Source organism: Halomonas sp. WWR20 (genome assembly GCF_054602495.1).
In genome coordinates this window covers 268,643-286,763 of the sequence record NZ_JBTRHR010000002.1, presented here as the reverse complement: position 1 = coordinate 286,763, position 18,121 = coordinate 268,643, and the positions used below count along the sequence as shown (strand labels likewise).

The 18,121-nt window shown below is 61.7% G+C and carries 18 protein-coding genes; 12 read left to right on the top strand and 6 right to left on the bottom strand.

From position 1 onward, the window contains the following. Window positions 1-114 precede the first annotated feature (114 nt). Both trhO and ACW4DH_RS04645 read right to left on the bottom strand, forming a co-directional pair. Window positions 115-1,062 carry an oxygen-dependent tRNA uridine(34) hydroxylase TrhO gene (trhO, locus tag ACW4DH_RS04650; protein ID WP_459635194.1) on the bottom strand — a complete coding sequence of 316 codons (948 nt, stop codon included), beginning with the start codon at window positions 1,060-1,062 and terminating at the stop codon, window positions 115-117. A gap of 221 nt (window positions 1,063-1,283) precedes the next feature. Then, window positions 1,284-2,195, bottom strand: a complete 912-nt coding sequence (locus ACW4DH_RS04645) for an NAD(P)/FAD-dependent oxidoreductase (RefSeq protein WP_459635193.1) — start codon at window positions 2,193-2,195, stop codon at window positions 1,284-1,286. Window positions 2,196-2,372: 177 nt separating this feature from the next. Between ACW4DH_RS04645 and ACW4DH_RS04640 the strand changes: the two genes are divergently transcribed. The 3 genes from ACW4DH_RS04640 to ACW4DH_RS04630 are packed head-to-tail and all read left to right on the top strand — an operon-like array spanning window position 2,373 to window position 4,343. Then, complete coding sequence (locus ACW4DH_RS04640; RefSeq protein WP_459635525.1) at window positions 2,373-2,927, top strand: LemA family protein; 555 nt, start codon at window positions 2,373-2,375, stop codon at window positions 2,925-2,927. Further along, window positions 2,927-3,688, top strand: a complete 762-nt coding sequence (locus ACW4DH_RS04635; protein WP_459635192.1) for a TPM domain-containing protein — start codon at window positions 2,927-2,929, stop codon at window positions 3,686-3,688. Before ACW4DH_RS04640 ends, ACW4DH_RS04635 begins: the two co-directional genes overlap by 1 nt. Window positions 3,689-3,725: 37 nt before the next feature. After that, complete coding sequence (locus tag ACW4DH_RS04630; RefSeq protein WP_459635191.1) at window positions 3,726-4,343, top strand: TPM domain-containing protein; 618 nt, start codon at window positions 3,726-3,728, stop codon at window positions 4,341-4,343. 2 nt (window positions 4,344-4,345) lie between these two features. Here ACW4DH_RS04630 and ACW4DH_RS04625 read toward each other — a convergent pair whose 3' ends face one another. Continuing rightward, window positions 4,346-4,798 (bottom strand): BLUF domain-containing protein, encoded by a 453-nt coding sequence (locus tag ACW4DH_RS04625; RefSeq protein WP_459635190.1) that lies wholly within the window; start codon window positions 4,796-4,798, stop codon window positions 4,346-4,348. A 9-nt stretch (window positions 4,799-4,807) separates the two neighbouring features. Then, a complete protein-coding gene (locus ACW4DH_RS04620; protein ID WP_459635189.1) occupies window positions 4,808-6,526 on the bottom strand; it encodes a putative bifunctional diguanylate cyclase/phosphodiesterase in 1,719 nt (572 codons plus the stop codon). Window positions 6,527-6,705: 179 nt separating this feature from the next. On the opposite strand from ACW4DH_RS04620, the gene ACW4DH_RS04615 reads away from it, so the two are divergent. The 5 genes from ACW4DH_RS04615 to ACW4DH_RS04595 all read left to right on the top strand — a co-directional run bounded on the left by ACW4DH_RS04615 (window position 6,706) and on the right by ACW4DH_RS04595 (window position 10,446). After that, the gene (locus tag ACW4DH_RS04615; RefSeq protein WP_459635188.1) at window positions 6,706-7,680 is read left to right on the top strand and encodes a ribonuclease Z; all 975 of its coding nucleotides are present in this window, start codon (window positions 6,706-6,708) and stop codon (window positions 7,678-7,680) included. Window positions 7,681-7,706: 26 nt separating this feature from the next. Next, complete coding sequence (locus ACW4DH_RS04610) at window positions 7,707-8,324, top strand: cyclodeaminase/cyclohydrolase family protein (RefSeq protein ID WP_459635187.1); 618 nt, start codon at window positions 7,707-7,709, stop codon at window positions 8,322-8,324. Between the two features lie 60 nt (window positions 8,325-8,384). Then, window positions 8,385-9,326 carry a DUF808 domain-containing protein gene (locus ACW4DH_RS04605; protein ID WP_459635186.1) on the top strand — a complete coding sequence of 314 codons (942 nt, stop codon included), beginning with the start codon at window positions 8,385-8,387 and terminating at the stop codon, window positions 9,324-9,326. A gap of 140 nt (window positions 9,327-9,466) precedes the next feature. Beyond that, complete coding sequence (locus tag ACW4DH_RS04600) at window positions 9,467-9,889, top strand: YqaA family protein (RefSeq protein ID WP_459635185.1); 423 nt, start codon at window positions 9,467-9,469, stop codon at window positions 9,887-9,889. Window positions 9,890-9,978: 89 nt separating this feature from the next. Continuing rightward, window positions 9,979-10,446 (top strand): COG4315 family predicted lipoprotein, encoded by a 468-nt coding sequence (locus tag ACW4DH_RS04595; protein ID WP_459635184.1) that lies wholly within the window; start codon window positions 9,979-9,981, stop codon window positions 10,444-10,446. 32 nt (window positions 10,447-10,478) lie between these two features. Here ACW4DH_RS04595 and ACW4DH_RS04590 read toward each other — a convergent pair whose 3' ends face one another. Further along, entirely contained in the window at window positions 10,479-12,227 is a 1,749-nt protein-coding gene (locus tag ACW4DH_RS04590; protein ID WP_459635183.1) for a sensor domain-containing phosphodiesterase, read from the bottom strand. A gap of 568 nt (window positions 12,228-12,795) precedes the next feature. On the opposite strand from ACW4DH_RS04590, the gene ACW4DH_RS04585 reads away from it, so the two are divergent. The 4 genes from ACW4DH_RS04585 (at window position 12,796) to ACW4DH_RS04570 (ending at window position 17,439) form a co-directional block, all read left to right on the top strand. Then, a complete protein-coding gene (locus tag ACW4DH_RS04585; protein WP_459635182.1) occupies window positions 12,796-13,248 on the top strand; it encodes a DUF2501 domain-containing protein in 453 nt (150 codons plus the stop codon). 320 nt (window positions 13,249-13,568) lie between these two features. Next, window positions 13,569-14,282, top strand: coding sequence for a sugar dehydrogenase complex small subunit (locus ACW4DH_RS04580; RefSeq protein ID WP_459635181.1), 714 nt, complete (start codon window positions 13,569-13,571; stop codon window positions 14,280-14,282). After that, complete coding sequence (locus ACW4DH_RS04575) at window positions 14,279-15,937, top strand: GMC family oxidoreductase (protein ID WP_459635180.1); 1,659 nt, start codon at window positions 14,279-14,281, stop codon at window positions 15,935-15,937. The genes ACW4DH_RS04580 and ACW4DH_RS04575 overlap by 4 nt, the downstream gene beginning before the upstream one ends. Continuing rightward, window positions 15,934-17,439, top strand: a complete 1,506-nt coding sequence (locus ACW4DH_RS04570) for a c-type cytochrome (RefSeq protein WP_459635179.1) — start codon at window positions 15,934-15,936, stop codon at window positions 17,437-17,439. The genes ACW4DH_RS04575 and ACW4DH_RS04570 overlap by 4 nt, the downstream gene beginning before the upstream one ends. 118 nt (window positions 17,440-17,557) lie before the next feature. On the opposite strand, the gene ACW4DH_RS04565 is transcribed toward ACW4DH_RS04570, so the two are convergent. Further along, complete coding sequence (locus tag ACW4DH_RS04565; protein ID WP_459635178.1) at window positions 17,558-18,103, bottom strand: YgjV family protein; 546 nt, start codon at window positions 18,101-18,103, stop codon at window positions 17,558-17,560. Between the last annotated feature and the right edge of the window lie 18 nt (window positions 18,104-18,121).

Sequence of the window (18,121 nt, the reverse complement as noted above, 5' to 3'; positions counted from 1 at the left end):
GCTAGATGAAGGCCAGGGTGACCTGCCGCTCACGCGTCCAGGAGAACATGGCCTTACGGGTTAGCTCAGGTCCGTTGCCAAAGACAACCGCAGCAGGCAGTGATTGCTGCAGAGTCACTCCTGCCAGCGTGGATCGCGGCCGATCGGATGCGGCTCGCCCCGACGCTTCGCCAGCTCGATCTGCTTCTGGCGCTCGCGGGCGCCGGCGCGGGTCTTCTCGGACAGCGAGTTCCAGCAGTGCGGGCAGCTCACCCCCGGCGAATAGAATTCGGAGGCCATGTCCTCGGCGGAAACCGGCATGCGACAGGCGTGACACTGTTCGTATTCGCCTTCGGCGAGATCGTGGCGCACGGTCACGCGGTTGTCGAAGACGAAGCAATCGCCGCGCCACCGGGTCTGCTCTTCGGGAACTTCCTCAAGATATTTGAGAATGCCGCCCTTGAGATGATAAACCTCCTCGAAGCCTTCGTTGAGCATGTAGCTCGAGGCCTTCTCGCAGCGGATGCCGCCGGTACAGAACATGGCGACTTTCTTGTGCTTCGAGGGGTCGTAATGCGCTTTCACATACTCGGGAAACTCACGAAACGAGGTGGTCCTGGGATTGATGGCGCCCTCGAAGGAGCCGATCGCCACTTCGTAATCGTTGCGCGTATCGATCACCAGCACCTCGGGATCTTCGATCAGCTCGTTCCATTCCTGCGGCTCGACGTAGGTGCCGACCTTCTGGTTGGGGTCGATACCCGGCACACCGAGCGTGACGATTTCCTTTTTCAGTTTGACCTTGGTGCGGTAGAAGGGCTGCGTGTCGCAGTACGACTCCTTGTGGTCGATATCGACAAAGCGCGGATCGGCTTTCAGCCAGGCAAGCAGCGCGTCGATGGCTTCGCGCGTGCCCGACACGGTGCCGTTGATGCCTTCTTCGGCGAGTAGCAGGGTGCCCTTGAGGTCGTGGGCGCGCAGGGTTTCGAGCAGGGGTTCGCGCAGCGCGACGTAGTCGTTCAGGGTGACGAACTTGTACAGCGCGGCGACAACGATCCGCGGGGAGGCGTCGGGTGAGGTCATGCAGGTCTCCAGGCAGTCGTCCTCGCAAAGGACGGACCGGATTCGAGTTAAGACTCCTGGCGATTCACCAGGAGCGCAAGCGCGCATATTTTACGTCAGTCGTCGCGCTGCTGCATCCCGGTATATTCGCGAGACGTCTGCCTCCCGCCTGAAGCATCATCCGATATCGGTGTCCCCGCCTGCCACGTGCCGACTTGCCTCCTCTGACGCCAGGGCAAGGGTTAGATGCGCCCTAGCAGACGGTTGTGAATCGCGGTGGCGGCGATCGCCGCCTGTCCGGTAGCCACCGTCAGCTGGCTCAGACGGTTGGTCATGTCGCCGGCGGCATAAAGCCCTTCGATGCCGGTCTGCATGTGTTCATCGATGATGAGATAGTCGTCCCCATCGTGGCGAGCGCCGAGCATGCAGCCGAGGCCACTGCGCACGTGAGTGCCCAGCGCGCAATACAGTACGTCAAACTCGTGATCCTCGCCCGACGTCATCTCTATGTGGATCACGCCCTGCTCGTCCCGGTACGTTCTGCGTCCCTGGCCCACGATCAAGTCGATCCGCTCACGGCGTAGCTGTTCCGTCAGGGGTTGATTGAGGCCCGCATCGCCCGAGATGCTGACAAAGGCCAGCTTCTCGCTGAAGCGTTTGATGAATTGTGCCTCGCGTACGCCATGCGCTCCCGAGGTGATCACGCCGATACGCCGGTTAGTGAACTCATAGCCGTCGCAGATCGGGCAATAGCGGATGAGATTCTGACGCTTGAGATCCTGAAAGCCCTCCAGTTCTGGCTCGATATCCACCACGCCGGTGGCGAGCAGCACCGTCTGCGTCAGGATGCGTTCGCTGTCGGTTTCGGCGATGAAGTGCCCCTCGGCGGAGCGCTGCAGGCGCGTTACGTTGCCCGACGTCACGCTGCCGCCGTTGGCTTCTAGCTGCGTGTGCAGGCGTGCCAACAAATCGTTGCCGTTGATGCCTTCGGTAAAGCCAGGGTAGTTGTGCGAGAGCGGAATCAACGATGCCCGGCTAAATCCCGCATCCACGATGCGGACCTTGCGAAAAAAGCGGTTGAGGTTAATGCCGGCCGTCAAGCCGGCGGGTCCCGCACCGATGATCAAACATTCATACAAGTCGCCGTTATCCATGTACGTAAACCTTCCGTGAGGTGGTGGATTGTGGATTCCCTTCTCGTGCGCGCCCTAGCCGTGTACCTTGGAAGCCTATTGCAACGATTTTCCAGAACCGGGAACAAGCCAACCATGCAAATCAAGTCGGGATCGATCCCTCAACGTTATTACTGGCAATGGGCCGCCCTGTTCATCATGGCAGTAGTTCTGTCGGGCTGCGGCATCAATAACATTCCGGCTTACGATGAGCAGGTCAAATCCGCCTGGTCGCAGGTGGAAAACCAGTACCAGCGCCGTGCCGATCTGGTGCCCAACTTGGTGGAGACGGTCAAGGGCTACGCCAACCAGGAGCAGGAGACCCTGACCGCTGTCATGGAGGCCCGGGCCAAGGCGACATCGATCAATATCGATGCCGAGTCGCTGGATGACCCGCAGAAGATGCAACAGTTCGAACAGGCGCAGAGCCAGCTGACCGGGGCGCTAAGCCGATTGATGGCGGTATCCGAGCGCTATCCCGATCTTAAGTCGAACCAGAACTTTCTGGCCCTGCAATCCCAGCTCGAAGGCACCGAGAACCGTATCGCGGTGGCCCGGCGCGATTTCATTCAGGCGGTCGAGCGCTACAACACCGAGATTCGCACCTTCCCGGGCCGGCTCTGGCACAGCTTGATGTACAGCGACATGCCGATTCGTGAAAACTTCGAGGCCACGACACCCAATGCGGATCAGGCACCGCAAGTGGAGTTCTGATGATTCAACGACTGCGTTTACCTCTGGCGCTACTGCTGCTGATCTGCACCTTCGCGGTTCAGGCCCAGCCCGAATTCCCCGAACTCAGCGGCCGGGTCGTCGATCAGGCCGAGATGCTCGATGACGCGACCGAGTCGCAGTTGACCCAGATGCTGGCCGTGCATGAGCAGGCCACCACCGAGCAGGTCGTGGTGGTGACCGTGCCCGACCTGCAGGGGACGGCCATCGAGGATTACGGCTACCAGCTGGGACGGCACTGGGGCATCGGCCAGGAAGGTGAGGATAACGGTGCATTATTGATCGTGTCTCGCGACGATCGCCGGGTGCGTATCGAGGTCGGCTATGGCCTGGAGGGCCGACTGACCGATGCGCAATCCTCGGTGATCATCAATCAGATCATCACGCCGGCTTTCCGGCAGGGCGACTTCGAGCGCGGCATCGTCGAAGGTACGCAGGGCATCATTCAGGTCCTCGGGGGCGATCCTTTCGAGGCGCAGGCTGCCGGGCAGCAGAATCAGGCCTCAGAACGTGCCGAAGGGCCGATGTCGATTCTGTTCTTCGTGATGTTCATCGTCGTTATGGCGCTGGTGCGCGGCGGCGGAGGCCGAGGCGGGCGCGGCGGAGGTCGTGGACTGCTCGCCGGTGCACTGCTGGGCTCGGCGCTCGGCCGTGGCGGCTCGGGCGGTGGTTTCGGGGGCGGCGGTGGTTTCGGCGGTGGCGGTGGTGGTTTCGGCGGCGGCGGCGCCTCGGGCGGCTGGTGATGCCATTCATGATCCATTCAACGAGAAAAGACAACGCATGGCCTTACTAAGCGAAAGCGATCAACGCCAAGTGGCAGAAGCGATCACCCGCATCGAACGCGAGACCGATGCCGAAGTGGTTACGGTGCTGGCCGCCCAGGCGGACAATTACACGTATATTCCGCTGCTGTGGGCGGGCATCATCGCCCTGGTAGTGCCCGGTGTGATCAACTATTTCCCCGGTTGGCTGAGCGCCCAGGGGCTGTTACTGGCGCAGTGGGCCACGTTCATCGTGCTGAGTCTGATTTTCCGTGTCCCGAGTATCACCACGTGGCTCATTCCCCGCCCCGTGCGCCATTGGCGGGCGGCGAACCTGGCCCGGCGCCAGTTCCTCGAACATAACCTGCACCATACCGAGGGCGGCACCGGTATGCTGATCTTCGTCTCGGAAGCCGAGCGCTATGTGGAGATCCTGGTCGACCAAGGCATTTCCAGCCGACTGAGTGACGATACGTGGCAGGCATCGGTCGAAACCTTCACGCGCCATGTCAAACAGGGCGAGACCCTGAGGGGCTTTCTTGAATGCATCGAGTCGTGCGGGGCACACCTCAAGCAACACGTGCCTGCCACGCATGAACGCAATGAGCTGCCCAATCGGCTGGTCATCCTTCCCTAGTCTCATCTGGCGGTATCGGGAGTATCTGGCGTGTCGAGCAGGTGCTCCTGCAGCAGCGTGTACAGGCGTTCCCCGATCTGCTGGCGGGTTTCGTCATCGAGAACGTTATCCAGCGTGGCGAAGTGCCGGGTAGCCTCGGGGCTGGCGATCATGCAACCCATCGACCATTTGGGGAATCGGCGCCGGGCGACTGCCTCGAAGAGCAGCACCACGATATCGGCATGGCGCGGATCGCCCTGGATGCGCTCGAAGAGCGTCTCGAGTGCCTGGCGTGGTCCTTCGAGCACCTGGGCGAAGCGTGCAGTGCTGAACAGAAGTGCCCCGGTGACGTCGACACGCGGGTTCTCCTGACGCGAAACGGCGAGAATCCGCTCGATTTCGCGGCGTTGCGCTTCGGCGTCGCCGCCGATGGTGTTACGGCTCAGGTAGACCAGCTTGTAGAGAGACTCTGACATGGGCGGGCCTCACTGTTGCAGTGACGGATGGCAGGGGCGGGAGTGTTGCGTCAGACAGAACGCGCCGATCTCTTCCGGTGGCATGGGGCGCGCAATGAGATAGCCCTGAGCTTTTTCGCAACCGCTTCTGGCCAGGGTCTCGAACTGTATCTGTGTCTCGACGCCTTCGGCGAGGGTGGCCATGCCGAGGCTCGAGCCCAACGTGAGGATGGCCTCGACCAGCGCTCTGGATTTCTGCGACTGCTCGCCCCGAATGAAGGATTGATCGATCTTCAACTGCGAGAACGGAAAGCTGTTCAGGTAGCTTAGCGACGAGTAGCCGGTGCCGAAATCGTCCATGGCGATCCCCACCCCCATGTCGCGGATCTCCCACAACCGCTGCATGATCGCCTCCGAGTTACCGATCAATACGCCTTCGGTGATCTCCAGCTCCAGGCGTTCCGGCGCCAGACCGGTGGAAGTGAGTGCATCCCACACGGTGGCTACGATGCTATCGCTTTCGAACTGCAGCGGCGAGACGTTAACGGAGATGGTCATCTCGTTGTCCCACGAGGCGGCCTCCTGACAGGCGGTGCGCAGCACCCATTCGCCGATATGATGGATTTCGCCGATCTCTTCGGCCAGAGGAATGAATTCCGTAGGAGATATCAGGCCTCTTTGGGCGCAATCCCAGCGAATCAGCGCCTCGAAGCCGCAGACTTGGCGAGTCGCCAGACAGACCTGCGGCTGGTAGACCAGCTTGAACTCCTTGAGTCCCAGCGCCCGGCGCAGGTTGAGCTCCATCTCGCGGCGTTCGAGGGCGCGCGCTTCCAGGTGAGATTCGAAAAAGCGGAAGGTGCCACGACCTGCCGCCTTGGCGGCATACAGGGCAAGTTCAGCATGCTTGAGCAGGTTATCGGTCTCTTGGGTGCCGAAGTGCAGTACCGAGATGCCTACGCTGGCACCGATGTTGACCTGCTGGCCCTCGATCAGAAACGGCCGGCTCAGCAGTTCGACGATGCGTCTGGCCAGGGACTCCGTGCTGCCATGCTGCATGCACGGCAGGTGAAGAATGGCGAATTCGTCGCCGCCCAGTCGAAACACCGTGTCCTCAGCATGTGTCACCGCATTCAAGCGTCTTGCGACGAGCTTGAGCAGCGCATCACCGATGGCGTGTCCCAGCGTGTCGTTGATCTGACTGAAGCGGTCGAGATCGATCATGATCACCGCGAGCGGCTGGGCTTGAGAATTGAAGGGGGCCCACTGGCTGAGGATATTTTCGAAGGACTGGCGATTGCCCAGGTCGGTCAGTGGATCGCAGTAGACCGGTGACTTGCCGTTGGCTTCCGGCCTGGCCGTTTGTGTGGCGCTGATCAGACGGGTAGCGGCGCCACGCGCCCCGATATGCAGGGTGACCATACGACCGTCGCGACATTCGACATTGAGCGAGGCATTCCCGGGACGGGCGAGAAGGGGGGCAAGCGGTGCATACGCGCCCGGCATAATCGAGGCAAACCACTCCGACAGTGAATGGCCCTCGGCCGGGGGGACCGCGATGCCGAGCAGCGTGGCGAACGCCTCATTGACGTAAAGCACGCCATCATGGGCATCGGTAATCGCCAGGCCGACCGACGCCAGGCTGGCAGCCTGAGCGAAGATGTTCGAATCTGCGTTAACGGATAACGTTTCTACTGCGACGGTGGCAGCCTGATCGTGTGGGGCGTCGGTTGTTCTTGTCTTGCTGGACATATGGTTGGTTATCCCCTTGCCGCTGATTCGCTATCGCTGCAGAGAAATAGTCTCATGAATATCGTCACGTAGAGAGTGGCATGAATCCAGGCGGCTGAATACATGGTGTTATTAATACCTACGCTACCCATATAACAACGGTACTGCATACCAATATCTCATGTTATAAGGCAGGTTATATGGAGATGATCTTTCTGGGAACCTCCGCCGGCGTCCCGACGAAGGCACGTAACGTGTCGGCGCTGGCGATCAAGAAGCGCAACGCCAAGGCCTGGTACCTGGTTGATTGCGGTGAAGGCACGCAGCAGCAGGTGCTGCGTACCCGGCTGTCTTTGAACCGTCTCGACACCATTTTGATCACTCATGTCCATGGCGATCACTGCTATGGGTTGCCGGGACTGTTGGCCAGTGCTTCGCTGGCGGGACGGCAAAAGCCGTTGCGGATTGTCGGGCCGCAGGCAGTCCACGACTTTCTGAAGGCCGTGCGGGCAACGACGGGACTGCATCTCACTTATCCTGTCGAGTTTCTCGCCGTCGAGGCGCTCACCGGCCCTGTCGACAGCGGCGATTTCTCCATCGAAACGGCCACGCTTTCCCACGGTGTCGCGTCGTACGGTTATGCCTTTACCGAGCAAGGCATCGAACGCCGGCTCGATACCGAAAGGCTTGCGGCGCTGGGGATACCGCCCGGTCCCGACTGGGGGCGCCTGTTCAAGGGCGAGGACGTCATGCTGGAAGACGCTACGCTGCTTACAAGCGAGTCGGTTCTATTGGCGGCGCGGCGCGCGCGCAAGATCGTGGTCGGTGGTGACAATGATCGGCCCGGGCTACTCGGTGAGGCCTGTGCGGGGGCCGATGTGCTGATCCATGAAGCGACCTATACCCAGGATATCGTGGCCCGCCTGGGCACGCACAATCAGCACAGCACCGCCGCCAGCGTGGCGGACTTTGCCCGACACCAGCAGTTGAGCAACCTGGTGCTCACGCATTTCAGCCCTCGTTATCAGTATGCCCGCGGCGCGAGCCCCTCCATCGACGATATCGAGAAGGAAGCCAGGTGCTACTATCAGGGCAACCTATTTCTGGCCAGCGACTTCGATACCTACCAGCTCTCGCGGAAGGGCAAATTGCGCAAGCTGCCGCCAGGGTCGTGAGAGCCGACCGTCAGGAGCCAACGACGATGCCGATATCCTCGAGTGTGTGGGACATGACATTGGGCGCGTTTCGCAATGCCGTTGTGGCACGCGCGGCGCCGGGTTGCGGTGCCGCTGCCGCTGCTGCCGCCGACATTGGACTGGCGCTGGTGATGAAGGGCTTGGATATCAGCCAGTCCAAGCAGTACGATGCGCAGCGCGCCGCGCTGATCGAGCGGGCACGCCCCTTGTTGGACACGCTGGGCGAGTATGCCGACCGGGACATGGCGGCCTTCGAAGATTTTCTGCAGGCCGCACGCCTGCCCCAGGACTCCGAGTCGCAAAGCCAATACCGGGACCGGGCGATCGCCGAAGCGGGAGTCCGCATCAACGAAATCCCGCTGGCAACGGCCGAGGCCTGCCTCGAAGGATTGTTGCTGGCGGCCGAGTGCCTGCCGCTGACCGCCGTCAAACTGCGCAGCGATACCGTGGCGGGCGCCTTCCTGCTGCACTCGGGGCTAAGCTCGGTATTGTTGAATGTCGACGCCAACCTGGCGAGCCTTGACGATCCTGCCCAGCGCGAGCAGGCCCGGCATGCCCGCCAAGCGTTGCAACAGGCGGCTGACGATAAGCTGCAGTGGCTCAAGCAAGCCGATGTATCGTGAGGCGACAACGCCGCCGCTATACGGCATTCTGCGATTCGACTCCATGAAAGGGTGACCCTATTGGCCGGTGCAAGCTTACTGACTCTGATTGATGACATCGCCACGATCCTCGACGACGTGTCGGTGATGACCAAGATCGCCGCGAAAAAGACCGCCGGCGTGTTAGGCGACGATCTGGCGCTCAACGCCCAGCAAGTCACCGGGGTCCGGGCGGACCGGGAACTGCCGGTGGTCTGGGCGGTGGCCAAGGGCTCGCTGCGCAACAAGGTCATCCTGGTGCCCACGGCGCTGGTGATCAGTGCCTTTGCGCCATGGCTGGTGACGCCGCTACTGATGCTGGGTGGCGCCTTCCTGTGTTACGAGGGATTCGAGAAGCTCGCCCACCGCTTTCTGCACGACAAGGGCGAGGACGCCGACAAGCATTCGCAACAGGTAAAGGCCCTGGCGGATTCCCAGGTCGACATCGTGGCGTTCGAGCGGGACAAGATCCGGGGCGCCGTGCGCACCGACTTCATTCTCTCCGCCGAAATCATTGCCATCACGCTGGGCACGGTGGCGGGCGTGAGCCTCACGCAGCAGGTTGTCGTCATGACCGGTATCGCCCTGATCATGACCGTGGGGGTCTACGGGCTGGTGGCGGGGATCGTCAAGCTGGATGACCTGGGGCTGCACCTGAGCGAGAAGGCGTCTTCCGCGGCGCGGGCCATTGGCGGAGGCATTCTGCGCACTGCGCCCTATCTGATGAAAAGCCTGTCGATCATCGGCACGGCTGCGATGTTCATGGTAGGGGGCGGCATCCTGACCCATGGCGTGCCCTTTTTGCATCATGCGGTGGAAGGCTTTGCACATGCCACCGCGGCGCTGCCCGGCATCGGCGTGATCCTTCAGCCTCTTAGTGCGACGCTGTTCAATGCACTGTTCGGCATCTTGGCCGGCGGGGTGGTGCTAGCGGGCGTCAAGCTCTTCGCCAGGCTCAAGCGCGGATTCGGGGCTCGGCACTGAATCTGACCCGTGTATGACGCGCTTGTCGCCAGTGTCCGGCCTCTTGGCGGCAACTTTCCGATATTTTTCAACCTATAGGACCCGCATGCGCGAGGTCATTGCGGGCCAGCCAGAGGCTCACCGGAACGCAAGGAGAGAAGATGACTGGCTTGTTGGGACTGTTCGTGTCCTCGTTCGTGGCGGCGTCATTGCTGCCCTTCTACTCCGAGGTGGCCCTGGTCGGTCTGGCGCATGCCGGCTATGACGCCTACGCGCTACTGGCGGTGGCCACCGCCGGCAATACGCTGGGGGCGGCATTGAATTGGGTGCTGGGCCGCTATCTCGAACACTACAAGGAGCGCCGCTGGTTCCCCTTCAAGCCCCACAAGCTGGGGCGAGCCCAGCATTGGTTCAACCGCTTCGGCGTATGGTCGCTGCTACTGGCCTGGTTGCCGATCGGTGGCGACGCGCTGACCTTCATCGCTGGGCTGATGCGGGTCTCCTTTCCGCTGTTCTTCCTGCTTACCGCGATCGGCAAGGGCGCGCGCTACGCGGTGATTCTGTTGGCCATGCAGCAGTTCTAGTCATCTTCGCGAAACGCTGTGTAACCGGAGTCCGCTGAGTGCTGGCGAGCTGCTATGGTGAATCTATCGCCTCAAGAGGAGCCGCCGCGATGAAAACCCTATCACTATCCGTTATTGCTGCAATGGCATTCACCGGAACCGCCCTGGCCCAATCGGGCGGCGAGGTTCAACTGACCGCGCAACAGGCGCAAGGCTATGGGACGTACGTGGCCGATGCCGAGGGGCGTACCCTGTATCTTTTTACCACCGACACCCAAGGCCAGGGCGATTCCCAGGCCAGCAGTAGCTGCCAGGACAAGTGCGCCGAAGTGTGGCCGCCGCTGACCACCGAGGGGCAACCCCAGGCCGGCAATCAGTTAAAGCAGGAACTGCTGGGCAGCTTCCAGCGCGAGGATGGGCAGACGCAGGTCACCTACGGTGGCTGGCCGCTTTACTACTTCGTCAAGGACCAGCAGGCCGGAGACGTCAACGGCCAGGACGTCCACGGCTTCGGTGGGGAGTGGTATCTGGTCACCCCGGAGGGGTCGAAGAACGAGCAGCAGAAGCAGGAACAATAGCCACCACGCCGCCTGGCTGGCCGCTTGGACAGTCAGGCATTTATCGACGCCGCCAGCCAGGCTTCGAAGCCTTCCGGTGACAGGGGCTTGGCGATCAGATAGCCCTGTCCCTCGTCGCAGCGCAACTGCTTAAGGTAGTGATACGCCTGCTGGGTCTCCACGCCTTCGGCGACGACGCGGTAGCCGAGATCATGCGCCAGCGTGACCATTGCCTTGACCAGCGTCTGGCTGCGCGGCTGATGTTCGAGCCCGTGAATGAACGAACGGTCGATCTTCACCACCTGAGCGGGAATATCCTGAAGATACGCCAGACTGCTGTAACCGGTGCCGAAATCGTCAATGGCGACTTCGATGCCTGCAGCCACCAGCGCATCCAGCTGTTGGCGCGCCGCGCGGCGATTCCCGAGCAAAGCGCCCTCCGTGAGTTCCAGTTCGATGGCGGTCAGCGGCAGTGCCGAGCGCTCCATCAACGCCAGCAGGCGTATGGCGAAGTCCTCCTCCTCGAGATTGACTGCCGAGATATTGATCGAAATGCGCAGCGCCAAGCCCTGTCGCTGCCAGGTGACGGCTTGAGCGATGGCTTGGCGCACCACCCAAGCCGTCAATGGACGGGCCTGTGGAGTATGCTCGATTAGCGGGATGAATTCGGCGGGGGAGATCTCGCCGAGGGTCGGATGACGCCAGCGCAGCAGCGCTTCCGCGCCCAGACAGGTGCCCGAGCTCAACGCCACGCGCGGTTGATAGACCAGACGCAGTTGGTCGTCCGCCTCTAGGGCACTGGGGAAATCCGAGAGGAGCGTGAAGCGACGGTGATAGCGGGCATCGAGCGTCGTCGAGTAGATGCCGGCCCCCGTTTCGGCTTGGCGGGCATCCAGACAGGCACTGTGGGCGGTGCGCAGGATGTCTTCCGGCGTCGCGTCGCCGAGGCGAAACGGTGCGATGCCAACTACCGGCCGTACCAGTACCGCCCCCGGATTGAGCTCCATCAACGCCTGGCGCAAACGTAACGCTTCGTCGAGCAGCCCGGTGTCGTCGCCCGCTTGCCACAGGTGGATATATTGACAGGGGCCGATATGGTACAGCGTCGTCCCCGCTGGTAGCGCCTGTTGCAACTGTCGGGCCGCAGTGCGCGCCAGGTCGTCCAGATGCGCGGGGCCCATGACGCGATGGACTATTCCTGATTGCGTGGCATCGACCAGATCGGTGAATAGGGCGAACCGCTGCGCGTCCGGGGCATCACGAGCCATATCCTCCACGTCTTCGGCAAACTGGCTGCGATTGGGCAGACCGGTAAGCGAATCGACGCGGCCGAAGGCGTGTTGCATTTCGATCTGGGCCATGACCATCGCCGCCAGGTCCTTCAGTACTGCGGTTTCCTGTTCGGTAATCTCCCGCGGTTCGGTGCCCAGTACGCACATGGCTCCCAAGGTGTATCCCTCGCGTGTCAACAGCGGCGCGCCAGCGTAAAAGCGGATGCCCGATTCGGCCAGATAGCTGTCGCTGAAACTGCTGGACTCGAGCAGGTCCTGCACCACCAGCACCTGGGAAGAATCGCTGACTGTGGCACAGCACGCCTTGAAACGCGGGATCTCATGATGCTCGACACCCACTCGCGACTTGAACCACTGCCGGTCCTTGTCCGTCAGCGATACGGCGGCAATCGGCAGATTGAAGAGCTGGCTGGCCATCCGCGTGATGCGATCGAAGCTCTCGCTGGGCGGCGTATCCAGCAGGTTGAGTTGACGTAACGCATAAAGCCGCGCCTGCTCATGGTCATGCATTACAGGCCACCCGGCAGTCGTTCAAACGGGAATAACGTCACGCTGCTGGAGACCTTATCGACGGCTCGCATCATTAAATTTCCCAGAAAACTGTCTACTCAGCAGATCCGGCACTCATTGCCTCGGTGCTTTCGAATGCCGCACCACTGTTCGAATGCAGGGCGCGGATATCGTTAGCGACTACAGCTCACCATCACGACTCTTAGAATAATTAGAGCCAGAGTCAGGTCCGCCCGTAGCTCTATAATCTTTAACGGCACGAATGTATCCATCTTGAGGGCTAGCGCCAGTCCATAGGTCAAATCGCGCCACCTCTACAGGCAAATCGCCGCAAAGGTCAGGGCAAGTGGGGCCCCGTTCCCATGACGCCTAATCGTGTCACTGAAGAGGAGGCGCGCATCCTCGCAGCATGGATTCTGGATCAGCAGTAGCGGTTACCCGCCCTTGCGAGTGGCGCCCTGAAGGCCCCTGGACTAGCTTTTTGTCATCCATCCGGACAGTAGTACAGTGACGGCGCGATCCGCGTACTCTCCGTCCGCTGCTGTCGAGCTTCCCAAGGAGGCCTTTCATGAATATTCGCTGCGTTCATCTGGTCGTGCTGAGCGTCACACTCGCATTGACGCCCACAGTTTCGGCGCAGAGCTTGGACAGCCTGAGAGAAAAAGCCGGCAACGCTCTTTCGGGGTATGGGGCGTCGGCGTCGGGGAGTTCGTTGCTCAGCGCTCTCGGATCCGGCTCGTTCGAGCTGGCCAGCATGCGCAACGTGGCCGGAGTGCTGAGTTATTGCCAGCAACAAGGCTATACCGCCAGTGCGACCGAAAGAATCAAGGACAAATTGCTGGGCCAGATGGGCGGACAAGAGCAAGCGTCTCAAGATAGTGTCTACCAGCAGGGACTGAGCGGTATCCTGCAAGGCGGAGATGGCAAGAGCTTCAACCTGAGCGGCCTCAAGGATCAGGTAGGCGAAAGGGCCTGCAACGCTGTAGCGGATCAGGCCATGTCCTCGTTTCTGGGCGGTTGATCGCCGGCTCCGTATCGAATTCACTCGGTCAGGCGGAAGACATGCGAATCCGCTTGGCAACCCCTGTCTGTCCTCCTTCCTGAGCCCGCATCATGCACAATAACACCCTGAGCCGTGGCCTATGCGCCCAGGAAACCGTGCTGTGCCTAGCGAATCGGTAGTTCATTTCATCGCAACAGCCGCTATTAACGTCTATTTTATTGAGCATGTCTTAATTAGCACCGTCATGAGTCGCTAGTCGATCGGCCGGGCTTTGAGGTATCTGCCAACGCATATCGAACTTGGGCTAGCGCTTGTCCGCCACCTGTCAGGAACCTCCCATGACAAAAGACGCGAGAGGCCTTAAGGAACCCTTATCAGGCTACTATGAGACCGAGCTATCCCGACGTCAGGTGATGACCGGCGCCATGGCCGCCGCTGCAGGGACGTACCTGCTATGCCGGTGGCCGCTCAGTCTTGCCCAGAGCACGCCAGCGGCTTCCGCCGTCGCTGCTGTTACGCCTGAAGAGCAGGCGTTCCTGCGCTTTTCCCAGGCCATCACCGGGCACATGGATCTCCATCCGCTAACCGCCCGTCGCATTTACCAGGCCATGAACGAAGCCGCTGCCGATTTCGCCGCACAGGCGGAGCGCCTGGCCGCGTTAGTGCAGGACGGCACGGAGCCCAAGCCGCTTCTCGAAAGTGCATCCGAGGCGGGCCTGCGGGAAACGGCACTGGCGGTCGTGGCCGCCTGGTATACCGGCACCGTTGAAAATGACGACAACCCCACCGTTGTCGCCTATCCCGAGTCGTTGATGTACCGCCCCGTGGCGGATGGCCAGATAGTGCCCACCTATTGCCGCTATGGGCCCGCCTGGTGGACGCAGCCACCACCGGCCGCGGATGTGTCGCCTCCCGTCACGAAGACCGGAGAAGAGCCTCCCACCACCGGCTTCCCGGTACCGGACGAGCCTCCCGAAACGCCTCAGACGACCCCCCAGAATGCGGCGCCAGAGAGCACAACGTCTGCCAACGATACGGAGCCATCGTCATGAAAACTCCCACCTTCGCGCCCAATGGCGATGCTTCCGCCGACGTCGTCATCGTCGGCTCCGGCGTGGTTGGGGCGATGATGGCCGATCAGCTTGCCGCCAAGGGACACTCCGTGCTGATCCTTGAAGCCGGCCCCCGCATCAACCGCGGCCAGATCGTCGAGAACTGGCGTAACATGCCTTTTCAGAATCGGGTCGGCTCCGACTATCAGGGGCTCTATCCCCAGTCGCCGCTGGCCCCCGCGCCGTTGTATTTTCCGGAAAACGATTACGTGCATCAGACCGGCCCGAGCGCCGGGAGCTTCAGCCAGGGCTACTTACGTGTCGTGGGTGGTACCACCTGGCACTGGGCGGCTTCGTGCTGGCGACACCTGCCGGTGGACATGCGCATGCAGAGTGCCTACGGCGTCGGGCGGGACTGGCCGTTTTCCTACGATGAGCTGGAGCCCTATTACTGTCTGGCCGAGGAGGAGATGGGCGTGGCGGGCCCTCTCGACCCGGAGCTGCAGTCGCCCTCCGAGCGTAGCCGGCCCTATCCCATGGATATGATCCCCTGGAATTACGGCGACAAGCGCTTCGCCGAGGTGGTCAATCCTTACGGCTATCGCTTGGTACCGATTCCCCAGGGGCGCAATGTTCGTCCCTGGCATGGCAGGCCTGCCTGTTGCGGCAACAACAATTGCATGCCGATCTGCCCGATCGGCGCCATGTACAACGGCATCCATCATGTCGATAGCGCCGAGGCCAAGGGTGCCAAGGTGGTGGCTGAGGCCGTGGTCTACAAGATCGATACCGACGAGGACAACCGTGTGACGGCGGTGCATTGGTACGATGCCGGTAAGGTGTCGCACAAGGCGAGTGGCAAGATGTTCGTGCTGGCCTGCAATGCCATGGAAACGCCGCGTCTACTGCTGATGGCGGCCAATGAGCGCAACCCGAAGGGAATTGCCAACTCGACCGACCAGGTCGGGCGCTACATGATGGATCACTCGGGGTTTCACTGCACTTTCCTGGCCAACGAGCCGCTATGGATCGGACGGGGCCCGGCGCAGAGCAGTTGCATGGTCGGGCCGCGGGATGGCGACTTTCGCTCCGAATACTCCTCCAACAAGATCATCCTCAACAATATCACCCGTGTGGGCCCGGCGACGACCGAGGCGCTCAAGCTCGGTCTGGTGGGCCAGGAGCTCGACGATGAAATCCGCCGCCGCACGATTTTCGGCGTGGATCTTTCGATCAGCCTGGAGCCGCTGCCCGATCCCAACAATCGCGTGACGTTGAGCAAGACCCGGCGTGATGCCCTGGGCTTGCCCTGTCCCGACATTCATTACGACGTGGGCGAATACGTACGCAAGGGGGCCGAAGCGTCGCATCGCCAACTGGAGTTCATCGGCAAGCTCTTCGGGGCGGCTGAGTTTCATATCACCGAAAAACTCAACGCGAACAACCACATCATGGGCGGCACCATCATGGGCAATGACCCCAGGAGTTCGGTGGTGGACGGCGACTGCCGAACGCATGACCATCCCAACCTGTGGTTACCGGGCGGCGGCGCCATGCCTTCTGCGAGCGTCGTCAACAGCACCCTGACCATGGTGGCGCTGGGCTTGAAAGCCGCGGATTCCGTCGCTCGGACGCTGGAACGGGGGACGGCATGAATAGCTCCAAGGCACTTCGCTCCCCATATCTGCCCGTGTCTGCATCGTCGCCGGGCAGGCTCGCGTTACTCATTCTGCTGATGGGGGTTTGTTGGCTGGTGGCGTTCCCGGCCCATGCCCAGCCTGCCTCGCAGGAAAGCGATAATGCGGCGGACCAGGCGGCCCTGATCGAGAAGGGCCGCTACCTTGCCACTGCCGCGGATTGCACGGCGTGTCATACGATGCCCGATGGCGGCAAGCCGTTTGCGGGGGGCTACAACATCATTTCGCCGCTGGGGGCGATTCGGGCCACCAACATTACCCCCTCCACCTCGGCCGGCATCGGCCATTACAGCGAAGCGCAGTTTGCCCGCGCACTGCGCCAGGGAATCCGCGCCGATGGCGCGCATCTTTACCCGGCGATGCCCTATACGGCCTATGCGCAGTTGACCGATGAGGATGTCCATGCGCTTTACACCTATTTCATGCACGGTGTGGAGCCGGTGGATGAGCAGGTCACCGCAACGGAGCTGCCGTTTCCCTACAACATCCGCACGACCATGGCCGTCTGGAACATGCTGTTTCTCGATGACGGGCCGTTCGAGCCCGATCCGTCGCAGAGCGAGCAGGTCAACCGGGGGGCTTATCTGGTCAAGGGGCCGGCGCACTGTGGCACCTGCCACACGCCGCGCAACATGCTGATGGCGGAAGACGAGAGCCAATTCCTCGGCGGCTCCGAACTGGGTGCCTGGTATGCTCCCAACATCACCTCCGATGAGGTGAGCGGCACCGGCGGCTGGAGCGATGCGGAGCTGATTCAGTTTCTGCGCACCGGCCATGTGGAAGGCAAGAGCCAGGCCGGTGGACAGATGGCCGAGGCCATCGAGAACAGTTTTCAGCATCTCAAGGAGGAGGATATAACGGCGATAGTCGCCTACCTGAGAACGGTGCCGGCAATCCGCAACGAAGGGCAGACCCAGCCGGCCTATGCCCGGGGTGAAGCCCACGACCTCGAGCCGCAGTGGCGTGGACAAGCGGGCCACAGTGAGCAGGACAGCCTGGATTCGGGCGCTGCGCTGTTCAGCGCCAATTGCGCGAGTTGTCACCAGCCCGATGGCGGCGGGAGCCAGCAGCAACGCTATCCCGAACTCTTCCATAACACCGCCACGGGGAGTCCCGATGCGTCGAACCTGATCGCGGCCATCGTGTACGGCGTGGAGCGTAACGTCGGCGACACGGAAGTCTTCATGCCGCACTTCTCCGAGGGCTCGAGGGTCAATACGCTCTCCAACGAGGAGGTCGCCGACATCTCCAACTACGTGCTCGACCAGTACGGCAACGCGCAGCTGCAGGTTACCAGTGCCGATGTCGCCCAAGCCCGGGAGGGAGGGCCGCAGCCGCTACTGGCCAAGGTGCAGCCGTTCGTCATCTGGATCGTGATTGCGATGGCGGTGTTGATCGTGGCCTTGATCGTTTTCGCCACGTACAGGCATCGTCAGCGCCGGCGCAATACGCGGGCTTGAGGGGACGGTTCCGTATGCGGTAACCCCTCACGCTCAGCAGAAAGTAGGGGGCAAGGGGAGTCGGCCTGAGCTTGAAACGTAGGTCGTCGCCTTGGCGAAATAAATCCATCCAGCCGGCTCAGGAACTGGATGTCGAGTCCTGGGCCACGGCGGTATAGCGTCGGTCGCGCGCCAGCCGGGCAATGGTCACAAAATTGGTGATCAGGATCAGCGCCTCGGCCAGGGTGCCGCCGATAGAGCCGATAAACAGGTTGTTGAGGGTCCAGGCCAGGGCTGCGCCGGCCAGGAACAGGCGCATGGGAATGCCGCGCAGGATAAACATGCCCACCGTCCCCAGCACGGTGGCGATCAATGGCAGGAGATCGAGCGGGCGCTGCCAAGTGAGCGCAGCCATGGCCAGGCTGGCGGTGAGGATCGCCAGCATCATCGGCCAGCTGCCCTTGAAGTGGCGCACCAGGATAATACGCAGCACGATCAAGGCGGTCAGACCGGCGGCGACCCAGCTTTCGAACAGCACGAAATGCAGCGCAAAGGCCACGTTGGCGAAGATCAGAATGACCAGCAGGCGGTCGTCGCGCTTGCTGGCGAAGGCGACGATGCATAACGCCAGGGCCACGAGGCTGACGGCCTGACCGGCGATCAGTCGCAGGCTGAAATCTTCCATGAAACGGCTCCGTTATCG

Excerpts from the sequence above, each read along its gene's own strand:
- ACW4DH_RS04595 (WP_459635184.1), top strand. The coding sequence starts at position 9,979 with ATGAAAACCCTATCACTATCCGTTATTGCTGCAATGGCATTCACCGGA.
- ACW4DH_RS04625 (WP_459635190.1), bottom strand. The coding sequence starts at position 4,798 with ATGTCAGAGTCTCTCTACAAGCTGGTCTACCTGAGCCGTAACACCATC.
- ACW4DH_RS04640 (WP_459635525.1), top strand. The coding sequence starts at position 2,373 with ATGGCAGTAGTTCTGTCGGGCTGCGGCATCAATAACATTCCGGCTTAC.
- ACW4DH_RS04575 (WP_459635180.1), top strand. The coding sequence starts at position 14,279 with ATGAAAACTCCCACCTTCGCGCCCAATGGCGATGCTTCCGCCGACGTC.
- ACW4DH_RS04630 (WP_459635191.1), top strand. The coding sequence starts at position 3,726 with ATGGCCTTACTAAGCGAAAGCGATCAACGCCAAGTGGCAGAAGCGATC.
- ACW4DH_RS04635 (WP_459635192.1), top strand. The coding sequence starts at position 2,927 with ATGATTCAACGACTGCGTTTACCTCTGGCGCTACTGCTGCTGATCTGC.
- ACW4DH_RS04615 (WP_459635188.1), top strand. The coding sequence starts at position 6,706 with ATGGAGATGATCTTTCTGGGAACCTCCGCCGGCGTCCCGACGAAGGCA.
- ACW4DH_RS04580 (WP_459635181.1), top strand. The coding sequence starts at position 13,569 with ATGACAAAAGACGCGAGAGGCCTTAAGGAACCCTTATCAGGCTACTAT.
- ACW4DH_RS04590 (WP_459635183.1), bottom strand. The coding sequence starts at position 12,227 with ATGCATGACCATGAGCAGGCGCGGCTTTATGCGTTACGTCAACTCAAC.
- ACW4DH_RS04600 (WP_459635185.1), top strand. The coding sequence starts at position 9,467 with ATGACTGGCTTGTTGGGACTGTTCGTGTCCTCGTTCGTGGCGGCGTCA.
- ACW4DH_RS04570 (WP_459635179.1), top strand. The coding sequence starts at position 15,934 with ATGAATAGCTCCAAGGCACTTCGCTCCCCATATCTGCCCGTGTCTGCA.
- ACW4DH_RS04620 (WP_459635189.1), bottom strand. The coding sequence starts at position 6,526 with ATGTCCAGCAAGACAAGAACAACCGACGCCCCACACGATCAGGCTGCC.
- trhO (WP_459635194.1), bottom strand. The coding sequence starts at position 1,062 with ATGACCTCACCCGACGCCTCCCCGCGGATCGTTGTCGCCGCGCTGTAC.
- ACW4DH_RS04585 (WP_459635182.1), top strand. The coding sequence starts at position 12,796 with ATGAATATTCGCTGCGTTCATCTGGTCGTGCTGAGCGTCACACTCGCA.
- ACW4DH_RS04565 (WP_459635178.1), bottom strand. The coding sequence starts at position 18,103 with ATGGAAGATTTCAGCCTGCGACTGATCGCCGGTCAGGCCGTCAGCCTC.
- ACW4DH_RS04610 (WP_459635187.1), top strand. The coding sequence starts at position 7,707 with ATGCCGATATCCTCGAGTGTGTGGGACATGACATTGGGCGCGTTTCGC.
- ACW4DH_RS04645 (WP_459635193.1), bottom strand. The coding sequence starts at position 2,195 with ATGGATAACGGCGACTTGTATGAATGTTTGATCATCGGTGCGGGACCC.